Consider the following 12,878-nt stretch of genomic DNA (forward strand, 5'->3'; position numbering starts at 1 on the left):
CTCGGATTACTCTAGGCGGGATCGGAGGACTGACGCACGGCCGTGGCAAGGGCCGCCGTCATCGGCGTTTCCCCGCCCCCGTTGAACAGGCGATCAAAAGCCACCACCAGCTTTTCAAACGTCTGCACGTCCTGGGCCTGGGGGGTGGCATCGTCCAAACGGTCGGTGACATCGCACAACGTGGCGCACAGGTTGGCGGCCATCGTGTCCGGCCCGGCCGCGTGGTGCCGTCCGACATCCCCCGCCAGCAGCGCCACCCGACGCACCTGGGCCCGTTCCTCGTCGGTCAGATAACCCGCGCGCAATTGCGGCAGCAAGCTCACCGCCGTTTGCACGACGCGTTCGGCGTGGCGGGCCTTTCGGCGCTGATCGACCACGGCCCGCATGGTGGCAATGGCGCGGAGCGCAAGCCCCTGATCGTATTGCCCCGCCGCCTTCAACCTCAAGGTATTCGGGACATCCAGCAGCAACCCCGGCGCCGAGGGGTGGTGCCGGCTGACCCGGCGCCGGTCCGGCCCGGTGTAGTCACTGGTCACGACAAACGGCCGACGCCGGTTGACCAATCCCAGGATGCGCGTCACCAGGGCCTGCGGAGCCACCGGCAGCGAAATAAGGTCATCAACCCCGGCGTTGACCAGGGAATGCACCTTATGATGCTGTGGTAGACCGCTCAGGGCGACCATGACGGAAAAAGGGTTCTCGCCAAGCTCGCCCTGACGCACCGAGCGAATCGAGAAAGAAATGTCACCCCCCGGCAAATCCTGGTCGCAGATCACAAGATCAGGATGCGTTTTTCCAATTTGTTCGTGCAGGGACTCGATATGAACAACGTCGCGAACATCACGCACACCTTGCGTCGCAAGCGCTGTCCGTAAAAGGTGCCGAAGCTGGAGATTGAATACCCCCAATAAACACACTACCTGCCCAAAATCAGCGGCAGCCAGGGAAAGTGTTTCGTCTCCTTCCTTTCCTCCTGCATCCAAGGAAAAAGGCATGGGAAGATCAGAAGGATCAGGGGCCATCGATCGAATCCGGGGCGGCTTGGGAAACGAAGGACCCTCGCGGGGTCCTTCCTTCAAGTAACACCGGCGGAAAAGACTGTCAAAGAATGCCGAATCCGGGGAAAAAAAACGGAAAATCGTGCCCGTGCCGGACGAGAAACCGATAAGGGAGGGATCAATGGGCGATGCCCGGTTGGGCGACCTGGGGAGACCGCTCCCCGGCCGGAGCAGGAAACGGGCCCGGCGGCTCCTGGCGCTTGCCACCACCTTGGCCCTGGCCATCACGCTTCTTTTTGGCATCGATCTGGCCCAGACCTACCGCGCGACCCGGGCCGGCCTTCTGGAACGGGCCCGCATTGCCGCCGTCCTGGTCGAGGACACCTTGACCCGGACCCTGGAATCGACCGAGACCATCTTGCACGCGCTGGGCGACGAAGCCGCCCACGCCACCGGGCCCGACCCCGACAACTTCCTGCGCGTCCAGGCCGGCCGCCTGATGCGCAACGCCCCCCATATCCGTCAGATCGTCCTGACCCGGGCCGACGGCACCATCCTTCTTGACACCGCCGACCGCTCGGTCGGGCAGCGCCTGGACATGGACGCCCTCGACCTGCCCGCGCTGGCTCCCCTGGCCACGGAAAGCACCCTGGCCATCGCCGTCCCGCGAAAGGGCCGCCTGCTGCCCACGCTTGACGCCCCCGAGGGACCCACGCCCACCCGCCTGATGCCGGTCCGGGTCGTCATCGCCCCCGATCTGCTGGCCTTCGCCGCCTTGAACCCCGTCGCCCTGGAAAGCATCCTGGCGGGCCCTCTCCTGGGCCACCAAAGTGGCCTGCGCCTCGTCCGGCCGGACGGGACCCTTGTGCTGCAACCCCTGGGCGGGCTGGCCCTCCCGGCGCCCCTGATGGCGTCGCCCGGTTTCCCTTCCGGCCCCGGGCAAGAAACCAGCGCGGGCTTTTCCGTCGTCTCGCTGCCTGGCTCCGGCCAATCAGTGCGGATCGGCCTGCGCCCCTCTTCCCAATACCCGCTGGTGGTCCAGTCCCTGGTGACCTCGCGCGACGTTCAAACCCTGTGGGCGCGCACCTTCGGGTCGCTGATTTTCTGGAGCGTCATCGCCCTTGTTGCCCTGTTCGTTCTCGGGAGTCTCCTGGCCGCCGAAATCATCCGCCGCGCCGACCTGGAAAGCCAGGTCCGCCTGCTGTCGCTGACCCGCAAGGTCTTCGCCCATTCCGCCGACGCCATCGTGGTGACCGATGCCGACAACGCCATTATTTCGGTCAACCCGACCTTCACCGAGATCACCGGCTACTCGGCGCGCGACGTGCTCGGCCGCAACCCCCGCCTTCTGGCATCGGGACGACACGACCAGGCCTTCTACAAGGCCATGTGGGAAAGCCTGGAGGAAACCGGTCACTGGCGCGGCGAAATCTGGAACCGCCGCCGCGATGGCACGGTGTACGCCCAGCGCCTGACCATCTCGCGCCTGAACGACGAAGCCGGGCGCGCCCTCAATTACATCGGCATTTTCAGCGATATCACCGAACAGCGCCAGCGCGCCGACGCGCTGAACCACCAGGCCCACCACGACGCCCTCACCGGCCTGCCAAACCGCGGCCTCCTGATGGACCGCCTGGGCCAGGGCCTGATCCGCGCCGAGCGCGACGGCGCGATGCTCGCGGTGCTCTTTTTGGATCTCGACGGATTCAAGCCCGTCAACGACACCTTCGGCCATCGCTCGGGCGACGGAGTCCTGGCCGAGGTCGCCCGGCGGCTTCAGGCCGGCCTGCGCCAAAGCGACACCGTGGCCCGTCTTGGCGGGGATGAGTTCGTCGTCGTCTTGCACGACATCACAAGCCCCGAGGCCGCCGTGGTCCTCGCCAACAAGCTGATCGACGACATCGGCCAGCCCCTGGCCCTGGAAGGCGGCCAGGAGGTTACCCTGGGCGCGAGCATCGGCCTGGCCCTTTTTCCTCGCCACGGAACCGACGCCCGCTCCTTGCTCGCCGCCGCCGACGGCGCCATGTACCAGGCCAAGCGCGCCGGCGGCCGGCGCGCCCAGTTGTGCGGGGAGTGAAAGGGGCGCGCCCACCGCACGCCCGGGGTGCCGGGGCGCGCGGGGGTCAGAACAGCCTGACCAGGGCAATCCCGCCGATGGTCGCGACCAGGACCGCGATGCTGACCAGCCCCAGGCGCTTTTCAATGAAAGCCTGCACCGGCGGGCCAAAATAGTACAGCAGCGCCCCCACGACGATAAAACGCAAGAACCGCGAAAGGATCGAAGCGCCGATGAAGGTGAGCAGGTCCAGCTGCACCGCGCCCGCCGTGATGGTCAGCAGCTTGTAGGGAATGGGCGTGGCCCCCTTGACCAGCAAGATCAAGGTTCCCCACTCCCGGAACAGGGCCTGGAACGTAAGAAACGACTCCTCAAGCCCGTAGAAGGAGATGACCGCCTGCCCCACGGTCTCGAACAGGAAATAACCGATCAGGTACCCCACCAGGCCCCCGGCCACCGAGGCCACGGTGGCCAGCAGGCACAGGCTCCACCAGCGGCGGCGATCGGCCAGGATCATGGGGATCAGCAGGATATCCGGCGGCAGGGGAAAAACGCTGCTTTCGGCGAAGGCAACCGCGCCGAGCCACCAGGGCGCGCCACGACTGTCTGATTTGGCAAGAATCCAGCGGTAGGTGCGTTCAAGCATGGTGGTCCCCAACTGCGCTTTCCGGCCCCGTGCCCCCATTGGGACGGCGTGAAAGCGCGCGTGAAAACGAACGAAAAGACGACGGTCGCGACAGGCCGCCCTCGACAGGCGCCAGGAAAGACGGCCCGGGCGGATCGCCCGCCGGGATCTTGAGCGCAAGGGAAACCATCAGGGAAAATCTCGCCTCCGCCCCAATCCACCCCTGCCGGACCGGCGGCACTTTGGCCGGTTCACGCCCCCGGGGCAAGACCGACCTCCCCCGCCAGGCCCAAAAGGACCCGGCACGAGCGGCAGGCCAGGGGGAAGATTCAGGGAAGAAGAGCGTGAACGGTGGTCGCGCGCACGTCCCGGTCTTCCAGGTCGCGGCTCACCGCCACGTCGTAGCAGGCCAGGGTGGAAAGGCCCTGCGCCGGCAGATAGGCGCGGCCGGGATCGCCCAGCAGCACCCGCGTTCCACGCCCGGCCAGGGCCCGCAGCCAGGGAATCACGCGATCGGCCATGGGGCGCTCGTAACACACATCGCCCGCCAGCACCACGTCCCAGGCCCGATCCATGGCCCCCACCACATCCTGGGCCAGGAGGGAGACACTCACGTCGTTAAGGGCGACATTCAGCGCCATGGCGCTGGTGGCATAGGGGTCGATCTCGCAGGCTTCAACCGACTGAGCCCCGGCGCGGGCGGCCGCGATGGCGGCCACGCCACCCCCGGCGGCGAAGTCGAGAACCCGCAAGCCCCGGACCGTCTCGGGATGATCCAGCACGTAACGGGCCACCGCCTGCCCCCCGGCCCAGCAAAAGGCCCAATAGGGGGGCGGCACCCCCTGGCGCTCCAGATCGGCCTCGGTGGCCAGCCACAAGGCGGTGACATCGCTGGCCAGCCACAAGCGCACCTCGGGCACCAGGGGCGGCTGGCCCACGGCGGCGTGGGCCTGGATGAAGGCCTGACGGTGGGCTTCGGTCGCGTCGGGGGATCCGGCGCCAGTCGTCACCGGGAAAGCTGCCCGGCGATCAAGGCGACCAGCAAGATCCAGCCGACATGCCGGTTGCTTTTGAAAAGGTCCAGGCAACGCGGCGAATCGTGGATGTCGAGGCGCCCCAGCTGCCACAGCAGATGAGCATAGCCCACCAGCAGCAGCGGCCAGAACAGCCACCCGAGGCCGGCCACGGCCCCCGCCGCCCCGATCAGCACGATCATGATCGTGGAAAACACGGCCAACGCCGGACGGGTCCGCGTGCCCAGGGCCAGGGCCGACGACTTCACGCCCACCAACAGGTCGTCCTCGCGGTCCTGATGGGCGTAAATGGTGTCGTAATGCAAGGTCCAGAAGAAACAGCCCGCGTACAGCAACACGGGCGCCCAGCCCAGATCCCCGCGCTCGGCGGCCCAGCCCATCAGGGCGCCATAGGTAAAGGTGAGCCCCAGCCACGCCTGCGGCCAGTAGGTGATGCGCTTCATGAACGGATACGTGAAGACCAGGAGCAGCGAGGCCACGCCCAGCCAGATGGCGAATTCATTGAAGCACAGCAGGACGATCAGGCCGACCAGCAGCTGGGCGACCAGGAAAATCACGGCCTGGACCCGGCTCACCGCTCCGCTGGGAATCGGACGGGCGGCGGTGCGCTCAACCTTGGCGTCGAAATCCCGGTCAACGATGTCGTTGAAGGTGCACCCGGCCCCGCGCATGACCACCGAGCCGATGGCGAACAGGATCATCATTCCCGGATGCGGCCAGGGATCGGCGGCCAGCGCCTGGCTCCACCAGCACGGGAACAACAAAAGCCATGTCCCGATGGGCCGATCCAGGCGCATCAGGCGCAGATAGGGGCGCATACCCTCCGGGGCCAGACGATCGATCCAGCCGTTGAGAGGAATATCGCCCACAAGCGTTTCCTTGGCGTTCATGGGGCCGTACAGTACGACCCGCCGAAGGGCCTTTCAAGGGGGATCACGCCCCCCGATCGATGGCGCGCCAGGAGAGAACGCATGGCAGCAGGAGAGTCCGGGCGCGCGTTGCCCCGGTTGTTCGTGGACAGCCCCCTGGCGGCGGGAGAGACGGTTCCCCTGGCGCCTGCGCAGGCCCATTACCTGCGCACCGTCTTGCGCCTGGGGGACGGCGCGGGGGTGGCGGCGTTCAATGGCCGGGACGGGGAATGGCGCGCCGTCCTGGCCGGATCGGGATCGCGCGCGGCGCTGCGCGTGGAAGAGAGCCGGCGCGCCCAGCCGGAAAGCCGGGGCCCCTGGCTTTTGTTCGCGCCGCTCAAGAAGGACGCCACCGATTACGTGGTGCAAAAGGCGGTGGAGCTGGGATGCCGGCGTCTTTGCCCGGTGCTCACCCGGCGCACGCAAACCCGCACGGTCCGCCTTGACCGCCTTCAGGCGCAGGCGATCGAGGCGGCCGAGCAGTGCGAGCGCCTGGACATTCCCCTGGTCGATCCCCTGCGCCCCCTGGCCGAAACGCTGGCGGACTGGCCCCGGGAGCGGCGCTTGTTCGTGCTGGCCGAGCGCCGGAACGCGGCGCCGGCGGCCCGGTGCTTTGCCCAGGCGCGCGGGCAGGACGCCGCCTTCCTGGTGGGACCCGAGGGCGGCCTGGACGACACCGACCTTGACGCCGTCGCTCCGCTCGCCTCATGTGCCTGTACGGTCGATCTTGGTCCGCGCATCCTGCGGGCCGAAACGGCCGGCGCCGCGGCCCTGGCGGTCTGGCAGGCCGTGGCGGGGGACTGGTCGGACCCGTGAGCTCCCCGGCGGAGCCCGGTGTGCCCACCCCTTGGCCCTGGCGCTGTCGCTTCCCCAGACTCCGGACGCCCCAATCATGCCCCACGCGACGTCTTCCCCCCCCCTTTCCCCCCTGACCCGCGACGACCTGGTGGCCGACCTGGAAGGCGGCTGCCGGCCGCCCGCCGACTGGCGGGTGGGCACGGAACACGAAAAATTCGCCTTCACCCTGGCCGACAACCGCCCCCTTCCCTACGAAGGCGAGCGCGGCGTGCGCGCCTTGCTCGATGGCCTGACCCGGTTTGGCTGGAAACCGGTGGAGGAAAACGGTCACGTCATTGCCCTGACCTGTCCGCGCCACGGCTCGGTCACCCTGGAGCCCGGCGGCCAGATCGAGCTGTCGGGCGCGCCCCTGGAAACCATTCACGAAACCTGCGCCGAGGTCACCGATCACCACCGCCGGGTCAAGGAAGTGGCCGGTGAAATGGGCGTGGGGTTCCTGGGCCTGGGGTTCAACCCGAAATGGCGGCGCGAGGACATTCCCTGGATGCCCAAGGGGCGCTACCACATCATGCGCGAGCACATGCCCCGGGTGGGCAGCCTGGGCCTCGACATGATGCTGCGCACCTGCACCGTGCAGGCCAACCTGGATTTTTCCAGCGAAGCCGACATGGTGCGCAAGTTCCGGGTCTCCCTCGCCCTGCAGCCCGTGGTGACCGCCCTTTTCGCCAACAGCCCCTTCGTCGAAGGCCGGCCCAGCGGCTTCCTTTCCACCCGCAGCCACATCTGGACCGATACCGACCCGGCGCGCACGGGAATCCTGCCCTTTGTGTTCGAGGACGGCATGGGCTTCGAACGCTACGTTGACTATCTTCTTGACGTGCCGATGTACTTTGTCTACCGTGACGGGCGGTACATCGACGCTGCGGGTCAGTCCTTTCGCGATTTCATGGCGGGGCGCCTGCCCGCCCTGCCCGGCGAGCGGCCGACGCTGAGCGACTGGTCCGATCACCTCACCGTGTCTTTCCCTGAAGTACGCCTGAAGCATTACCTGGAGATGAGGGGGGCCGATGGCGGTCCCTGGAACCGTTTGTGCGCCCTGCCCGCCTTGTGGGTGGGATTGCTGTACGATACGAGCAGCCTGGATGCCGCCTGGGACCTCGTGCGCGACTGGACGGCCGAGGAACACGCGGCCTTGCGCGACCAGGTGCCACGCCTGGCGTTGAAGACCCCGTTCCGGGACGGAACCTTGCAAGACGTGGCCCTGCGCATGCTTCGCATCGCCCACGAGGGTCTGGCGGCGCGCGGGCGGCTCAATCAGAAGGGGCGCGACGAGACCTCGTTCCTGGATGCCCTCTGGATCATCGCCGAGTCAGGGCGGACCCAGGCCGAGGATTTGCTGGAAGCCTGGAACAACCGCTGGGCTGGAAACATTGATCCCGTTTTTGTTGAATGCGCCTACTGACCAGCCAAAGGGGGCCGGCCGCCGCTGGCCCCTTCTTTCTTTTTAAACCGGGCTGTTCGCCCGTTTCCTTTTCATCTTGTGAACGGAGGCTCCCCCCTTGAGCACGATCCCGACGACCGATCCCCGCCGCGCCGGGATGCGTCCGTGCCAGTCCATGGACGAGGTCCGCGCCGAAATCGACCGCCTGGATGCCTTGCTGGTCCCCCTGGTGGTGGAACGCCTGGGCTATGTCGCGCAGGCCGCCGGGCTCAAGCCCACCCGCGACGCGGTCGTCGTGCCCTGGCGCATCGAGGACGTGGTTGCCAAGGCTCGCCTGCATGCCCGCCATGCACAGGGAGACGAGGATACCATCGAACGCATCTGGCGGGCCTTGGTAGACATTTCAATCGATTGGGAGCGAGCGCACTTCGACCGGCTTCGCCTTCGGGGCACGGGATCCTGATTGGGATTTAAATGGTTTTGTGTCAGAATGGGCATCCGATCGGATGCGCCAGGCCAGGGAACCCCAATTGATCGTTGCATTGCCCCCCACGGTGAGGCGCCAGCGTCCTCTTTCTCCGTTTTTTGTTCCGCCCCCTTGATGGCCCTTGTCCCGATCGGAGGCAAGGGACTGGGAATCCGTCGATGCTCAAGAATATTTCCATCAACGTCCGCCTGTACGCCGGTTTTTTTCTCGTGCTCGCCCTGATGGGGGGCGTGGGGCTGATGTCATACTCCATGTTCCGAGCAGTGGATCACCAGTTCGATGAAGTCACCCATTCCTCCGAGGTCGCTGTATCGGCGTTGACCCTGAACAGGCTCCTGCATGGTTTCGGGACCCATGTTTCGAATTACCTGGAAAAGGCCGACGACCATCTTGTTGAGACGATGATGGAGGATCGCAAAGCCGTCCGCCAAGCGATTGATGATTTTCGCGGCAACGTCGCCAACACGCCGCAGGCGCCCTTTGCCCAGCGCATCGCCGAAGTGTACCATAACCTGGAAACAGCCCTGGAACCCGCGATTCCCCTGGTTTCGAAACGGGTTGAGCTGATCGAATCCGCCATGATGCCGGCCGCCGATGGCCTGGCCCTGTGGGCCGCGGCCCAGCGGGACCGCGATTTCGACCTGGGCAACGTGGACGAGGCCCGCGCGGCGTCGCAGATGGTCGAACACATGCTGCGTACCCGGGTGGCCACCATGGCCTACCTCAACAGCCGCTCCGACGATAGCTTCGCGGCGATCTGGGAAGCCCTGTTCGCGGTCAGCGAGGCAATGGAAAATCTTTCCAATGCCGGAGACGCCCAGGACCTCTACACCCAGTACGAGGACAGCCTGAATACCCTTTCGGGAATCCTGGGGGAAACCTCGGCCATGGAAGGGCAGGTGCGCGGCCTGACCAACGACATCGCCCAGGCGGCGGAAGCGGCCAAGGAATCGGCCCTCACCGAACAGGCTCAAATCCGCGAGGCCAGCACCGACGCCCTGCGCACCGCGCGCCACGGCCTGATCGCGGCCAATCTTCTGATTCTGGCCCTGGGCCTGGCCCTGGCGGCGACGATCGCGCGCAGCATCAACCGTCCCTTGCACGCCATGACCGCCGCCCTCACCCGCCTTGCCGAGGGCGACGACCAGACCGACATCCCGGGCGTGGGACGGGGCGATGAAATCGGCTCGATGGCCAAGGCGGCGCAGGTGTTCAAGGAATACAGCCAGCGCATGCACGCCTTGCGTCAGGAACAGGCCGAGGCCCAGCGCCAGGCCGAGGCGGAGCGCCGCGCCGGCATCCGGCGCCTGGCCGACGAACTGGAAGGCGACGTGAGCGGCCTGATCGGCATGATCGGCGCCGCCACCCACCAGATGGAAGCCAACGCCCGCACCATGGCCGGCATCGCCGAGGAAACGGCGCGCCGGGTGGCCGACATGGCGCGCGTGACCGAGGAAGGCGCCCGCGACGTGGAATCGGTGGCCACGGGCACCGAACAGCTGAACGCGTCGATCAACGAGATCAGCCGCCAGGTACACCACTCCTCGGGCATGTCGCGCACGGCGGTGGAACGCGCGAGCCGCGCCAAAACCGAGGTGACCGAGCTCAAGGCCGCCGCCGAGCACATCGGCCAGGTGGTGGCCATGATCACCGACATTGCCGAGCAGACCAACCTGCTGGCCCTCAACGCCACCATCGAGGCCGCCCGCGCCGGCGAGGCCGGCAAGGGTTTCGCGGTGGTCGCGGGCGAAGTCAAAAGCCTGGCCAACCAGACGAGCAAGGCAACCGAGGACATCCGTCGCCAGATCACCGACATCCAGAACGCCACCGCCGAGGCCGTGGAGGCGATCGGCTCGATTTCCGAGGTGATTTCCGACCTCGACGGGGTGTCGGCCACGGTGGCGGCGGCGGTGGAGGAGCAAGACGCCGCCGCGCGCTCGATCGCCAACAACACCCAGCGTGCCGCCGAGGGCAACCAGCGTTCCAGCGCCTCGATGAGCGACGTGGCGATGGCCGCCGACAACACCGGCCGCGCCGCCGGCGAGGTCCTGAGCGCGGCCCAGGGACTCAGCCGCCAGGCCGCCGACCTCAAGGACCGGGTCAGCGCTTTCCTCAACCACATCCGCAACAACGGATAACGCCCTTCCCCTTCCCCTTCCCCTTCCCCCTTCCCCCTTCCCCGCTCCTCCCTCCGCCTGCCGCGTTTTTCAACCGCCCCCCGGGAGCCAGGAAGGGGGGGGGAGAGGACGACTCAGGCGGGGCCGGCGGGATGAAGGCGGCTCCACGCCTGGGCCTCGGCCAGGATCCAGTCGCGAAAAGCCCGCACGGGGGGGCGGATCAGGTGACTGGGCGGACACACCAGCCAGTACTTCATCGGATTGGGCACCCGCACCGAAAAGGGTTCGATCAGGCGCCCGGCCTGGATGTCGTCCTCGACGATCACCGTGCGCCCCAGCATGACCCCCTGGCCGTCGATGCATGCCTGAATGGCCAGGGCCGAATCCAGGTACCCGGGCCCACGCACCGGACGCTGGCCGTCCAGCCCCCGCAACCCCAGGGGATCAAGCCACCACGACCAGGAAATGCCCACGTCCTGCAGCAAGACGTGATGGCGCAAATCAGCGGGATCGCGCAACGGACGGGGGCCTTCCAGCAGGGCCGGGCTGCACACCGGCATCAACTCTTCCTCCAGCAACAGATCGGCATGCAGGCCATCGGCCACCTTGCGCGCCATGCGCACCGCCACGTCCACCCCGTCGCCGGCGAACGAGGCCAGTTCCATGCTGGTGTGCAGGCGCACCGCGACCTCGGGATGCGAATTCAAAAAGCCACTGAGACGGTGCACCAGCCATTTGATCGCGAAGCTCGACATGGTCGACAGCGTCAGCCCGCCGCCTCGGGAATCGGCGCGCACCAGGGCGGCCGTGGCCTCGGCGATTTCGTCCAGGGCCTGGTTGACCGCCACCGCGTACACCTGCCCGGATTCGGTCAGGATGACTTGCTTATTGCGTCTCTTGAATAATTCCACGCCGAGCCAGGTTTCCAGCGAGCGGATCTGATGACTGACCGCGGCTTGCGTGACCCCCAGTTCCTGCGCCGCCAGGGTGAAAGACAGGCGGCGCGCCGCAACCGCGAAGGTTCGTAACGCGTTCAGGGGGGGAAGCGAAGGCGCCATGAGCGAAAACCCCGGATAAATTTTATTCATGGAAGCCCACAACATTACTCGTTTGTGGGGAGGAAGGTCGAGGCGCAAGATAAGCCTCTCGGAGACAGGGACGATATCCCTGGGCACGCCCTTCCCTGCTCCGCCCTTCTTCCTCTTTTCCCTGACCCACCTCAAGGAGAGCCTGTCATGGTTGCTCACCCCATTTCCACCCTCCATGATCGCGAAGTATCGGCATTGGCAACTAAAACCTGCGCACCTCCGAAATCCACGCCGTCGGTTCTGGGACAAATGGAAGGCTGGCTGGCCCGGCAATACGATGTGATGGCCGCCCGTCGCGAGCGTCAAGAAAGCGCGGCGATGCTGTCCCGGATGGATGAACGGATGTTGGCCGACATCGGCTATGGCAATGAAGACAGTCAAAGAATCAGGATGGGATAGGAAAATGCCTTCTGGAAATGCGCTTCTTTATATCACGACTGTCCTGATCTGGGGATCGACGTGGTTTGCCATCGAATTTCAGCTTGGCGTCGTTGACCCCGCTGTTTCTCTTGTCTGGCGGTTTTCCCTTGCCGCGACTTTGATGCTGGGATGGGCGGCGCTGCGCCGCGAATGGCCCCGCTACACCGTGCGCCAACACGCGTGGCTGGTTGCCTTGGGATTTTGCCTGTTTGGCGCCAACTACATGTTGTTCTACGTGGCCACGGGCCTGCTGACCAGCGGTCTGGTCGCCGTTTCCTTCTCGACGATTGTCGGCTTCAACATCCTGTTCGGCGCCTTGTTTTTCGGCCAGCCCGTGCGCGGCCGGGTGGTGGCGGGCGCGGTGATGGGACTGGCCGGGATCGCGCTGGTCTTCCTGCCCGAACTTCAGCACCTTTCCCTTGAAGACAAGGCGTTGCGGGGCCTTCTCCTGTGCCTGCTGGCCACCGTTGCGGCGTCGTTTGGCAACCTGATTTCCGGGCGCAACCAGCGCCAGGGCATCGCGGTCGTGCCCGGCACCGGGGTTGCGATGGCCTATGGCACGGGGCTGATTGCCCTGTTCGCCCTGGCGACGGGACGCACCTTCTCCATCGACCTGTCGGCTCCGTACCTGCTGTCGCTGGCTTACCTGGCGGTGTTCGGATCGGTGGTTGCCTTCTGGTGCTATCTGACCTTGCTGGGCCGGATCGGCGCGGACCGGGCGGCGTATGCCTCGGTTCTGTTCCCGGTTGTCGCCCTGGCGCTGTCCACCTTCTTCGAGGGATACGTCTGGACCGTGCCGGCGGTGTTGGGATTGGCGCTGGTGCTGGGGGGTAATCTTCTGGTGCTGTCGCGTCCGAAGCTCCGGCCCCAGGCGGTGCTGGCCCCGGCGATCGAATAGGCCCGCCC

General features: G+C 66.4%; 12 protein-coding genes. 7 read left to right on the forward strand and 5 right to left on the reverse strand.

Annotated features, from left to right (window positions below):
- Nucleotides 1–11 precede the first annotated feature (11 nt).
- Nucleotides 12–683, reverse strand: a complete 672-nt coding sequence (locus tag ROR02_RS16580; protein ID WP_170245011.1) for a hypothetical protein — start codon at nucleotides 681–683, stop codon at nucleotides 12–14.
- 496 nt (nucleotides 684–1,179) lie between these two features.
- Between ROR02_RS16580 and ROR02_RS07180 the strand changes: the two genes are divergently transcribed.
- Nucleotides 1,180–3,075, forward strand: a complete 1,896-nt coding sequence (locus ROR02_RS07180; RefSeq protein ID WP_170245012.1) for a diguanylate cyclase domain-containing protein — start codon at nucleotides 1,180–1,182, stop codon at nucleotides 3,073–3,075.
- A gap of 46 nt (nucleotides 3,076–3,121) precedes the next feature.
- Here ROR02_RS07180 and ROR02_RS07185 read toward each other — a convergent pair whose 3' ends face one another.
- The 3 genes from ROR02_RS07185 to ubiA all read right to left on the reverse strand — a co-directional run bounded on the left by ROR02_RS07185 (nucleotide 3,122) and on the right by ubiA (nucleotide 5,603).
- A complete protein-coding gene (locus ROR02_RS07185) occupies nucleotides 3,122–3,700 on the reverse strand; it encodes a YqaA family protein (protein WP_147163343.1) in 579 nt (192 codons plus the stop codon).
- A gap of 308 nt (nucleotides 3,701–4,008) precedes the next feature.
- Complete coding sequence (locus ROR02_RS07190; RefSeq protein ID WP_246135444.1) at nucleotides 4,009–4,689, reverse strand: class I SAM-dependent methyltransferase; 681 nt, start codon at nucleotides 4,687–4,689, stop codon at nucleotides 4,009–4,011.
- The gene (gene ubiA / locus ROR02_RS07195) at nucleotides 4,686–5,603 is read right to left on the reverse strand and encodes a 4-hydroxybenzoate octaprenyltransferase (RefSeq protein WP_147163345.1); all 918 of its coding nucleotides are present in this window, start codon (nucleotides 5,601–5,603) and stop codon (nucleotides 4,686–4,688) included. The genes ROR02_RS07190 and ubiA overlap by 4 nt, the downstream gene beginning before the upstream one ends.
- An 81-nt stretch (nucleotides 5,604–5,684) precedes the next feature.
- Between ubiA and ROR02_RS07200 the strand changes: the two genes are divergently transcribed.
- The 4 genes from ROR02_RS07200 to ROR02_RS07215 all read left to right on the forward strand — a co-directional run bounded on the left by ROR02_RS07200 (nucleotide 5,685) and on the right by ROR02_RS07215 (nucleotide 10,485).
- Nucleotides 5,685–6,437: a 16S rRNA (uracil(1498)-N(3))-methyltransferase gene (locus ROR02_RS07200; RefSeq protein WP_147163346.1), complete on the forward strand. Its 753-nt coding sequence runs from the start codon at nucleotides 5,685–5,687 to the stop codon at nucleotides 6,435–6,437.
- 76 nt (nucleotides 6,438–6,513) lie between these two features.
- Nucleotides 6,514–7,881, forward strand: a complete 1,368-nt coding sequence (locus ROR02_RS07205) for a glutamate--cysteine ligase (protein WP_147163347.1) — start codon at nucleotides 6,514–6,516, stop codon at nucleotides 7,879–7,881.
- Between the two features lie 97 nt (nucleotides 7,882–7,978).
- Nucleotides 7,979–8,323 carry a chorismate mutase gene (locus tag ROR02_RS07210; protein WP_246135445.1) on the forward strand — a complete coding sequence of 115 codons (345 nt, stop codon included), beginning with the start codon at nucleotides 7,979–7,981 and terminating at the stop codon, nucleotides 8,321–8,323.
- 182 nt (nucleotides 8,324–8,505) lie between these two features.
- The gene (locus tag ROR02_RS07215; protein WP_147163348.1) at nucleotides 8,506–10,485 is read left to right on the forward strand and encodes a methyl-accepting chemotaxis protein; all 1,980 of its coding nucleotides are present in this window, start codon (nucleotides 8,506–8,508) and stop codon (nucleotides 10,483–10,485) included.
- Between the two features lie 113 nt (nucleotides 10,486–10,598).
- Here ROR02_RS07215 and gcvA read toward each other — a convergent pair whose 3' ends face one another.
- On the reverse strand, nucleotides 10,599–11,522 hold the full coding sequence (gene gcvA, locus ROR02_RS07220; protein WP_147163349.1) for a transcriptional regulator GcvA: 924 nt from the start codon (nucleotides 11,520–11,522) through the stop codon (nucleotides 10,599–10,601).
- A gap of 177 nt (nucleotides 11,523–11,699) precedes the next feature.
- Between gcvA and ROR02_RS07225 the strand changes: the two genes are divergently transcribed.
- Both ROR02_RS07225 and ROR02_RS07230 read left to right on the forward strand, forming a co-directional pair.
- Nucleotides 11,700–11,951 (forward strand): DUF1127 domain-containing protein, encoded by a 252-nt coding sequence (locus tag ROR02_RS07225; protein WP_147163350.1) that lies wholly within the window; start codon nucleotides 11,700–11,702, stop codon nucleotides 11,949–11,951.
- Nucleotides 11,952–11,955: 4 nt separating this feature from the next.
- A complete protein-coding gene (locus ROR02_RS07230; RefSeq protein ID WP_147163351.1) occupies nucleotides 11,956–12,870 on the forward strand; it encodes a DMT family transporter in 915 nt (304 codons plus the stop codon).
- Nucleotides 12,871–12,878 lie beyond the last annotated feature (8 nt).

It is taken from the genome of Pararhodospirillum oryzae (assembly GCF_007992075.1).
In the GTDB taxonomy this organism is placed as follows: Bacteria; Pseudomonadota; Alphaproteobacteria; order Rhodospirillales; family Rhodospirillaceae; genus Pararhodospirillum; species Pararhodospirillum oryzae.

Coding starts and splice junctions, on each gene's coding strand:
- ROR02_RS16580 (WP_170245011.1), bottom strand. CDS start 683: ATGGTCGCCCTGAGCGGTCTACCACAGCATCATAAGGTGCATTCCCTG.
- ROR02_RS07180 (WP_170245012.1), top strand. CDS start 1,180: ATGGGCGATGCCCGGTTGGGCGACCTGGGGAGACCGCTCCCCGGCCGG.
- ROR02_RS07185 (WP_147163343.1), bottom strand. CDS start 3,700: ATGCTTGAACGCACCTACCGCTGGATTCTTGCCAAATCAGACAGTCGT.
- ubiA (WP_147163345.1), bottom strand. CDS start 5,603: ATGAACGCCAAGGAAACGCTTGTGGGCGATATTCCTCTCAACGGCTGG.
- ROR02_RS07200 (WP_147163346.1), top strand. CDS start 5,685: ATGGCAGCAGGAGAGTCCGGGCGCGCGTTGCCCCGGTTGTTCGTGGAC.
- ROR02_RS07205 (WP_147163347.1), top strand. CDS start 6,514: ATGCCCCACGCGACGTCTTCCCCCCCCCTTTCCCCCCTGACCCGCGAC.
- ROR02_RS07215 (WP_147163348.1), top strand. CDS start 8,506: ATGCTCAAGAATATTTCCATCAACGTCCGCCTGTACGCCGGTTTTTTT.
- gcvA (WP_147163349.1), bottom strand. CDS start 11,522: ATGGCGCCTTCGCTTCCCCCCCTGAACGCGTTACGAACCTTCGCGGTT.
- ROR02_RS07225 (WP_147163350.1), top strand. CDS start 11,700: ATGGTTGCTCACCCCATTTCCACCCTCCATGATCGCGAAGTATCGGCA.
- ROR02_RS07230 (WP_147163351.1), top strand. CDS start 11,956: ATGCCTTCTGGAAATGCGCTTCTTTATATCACGACTGTCCTGATCTGG.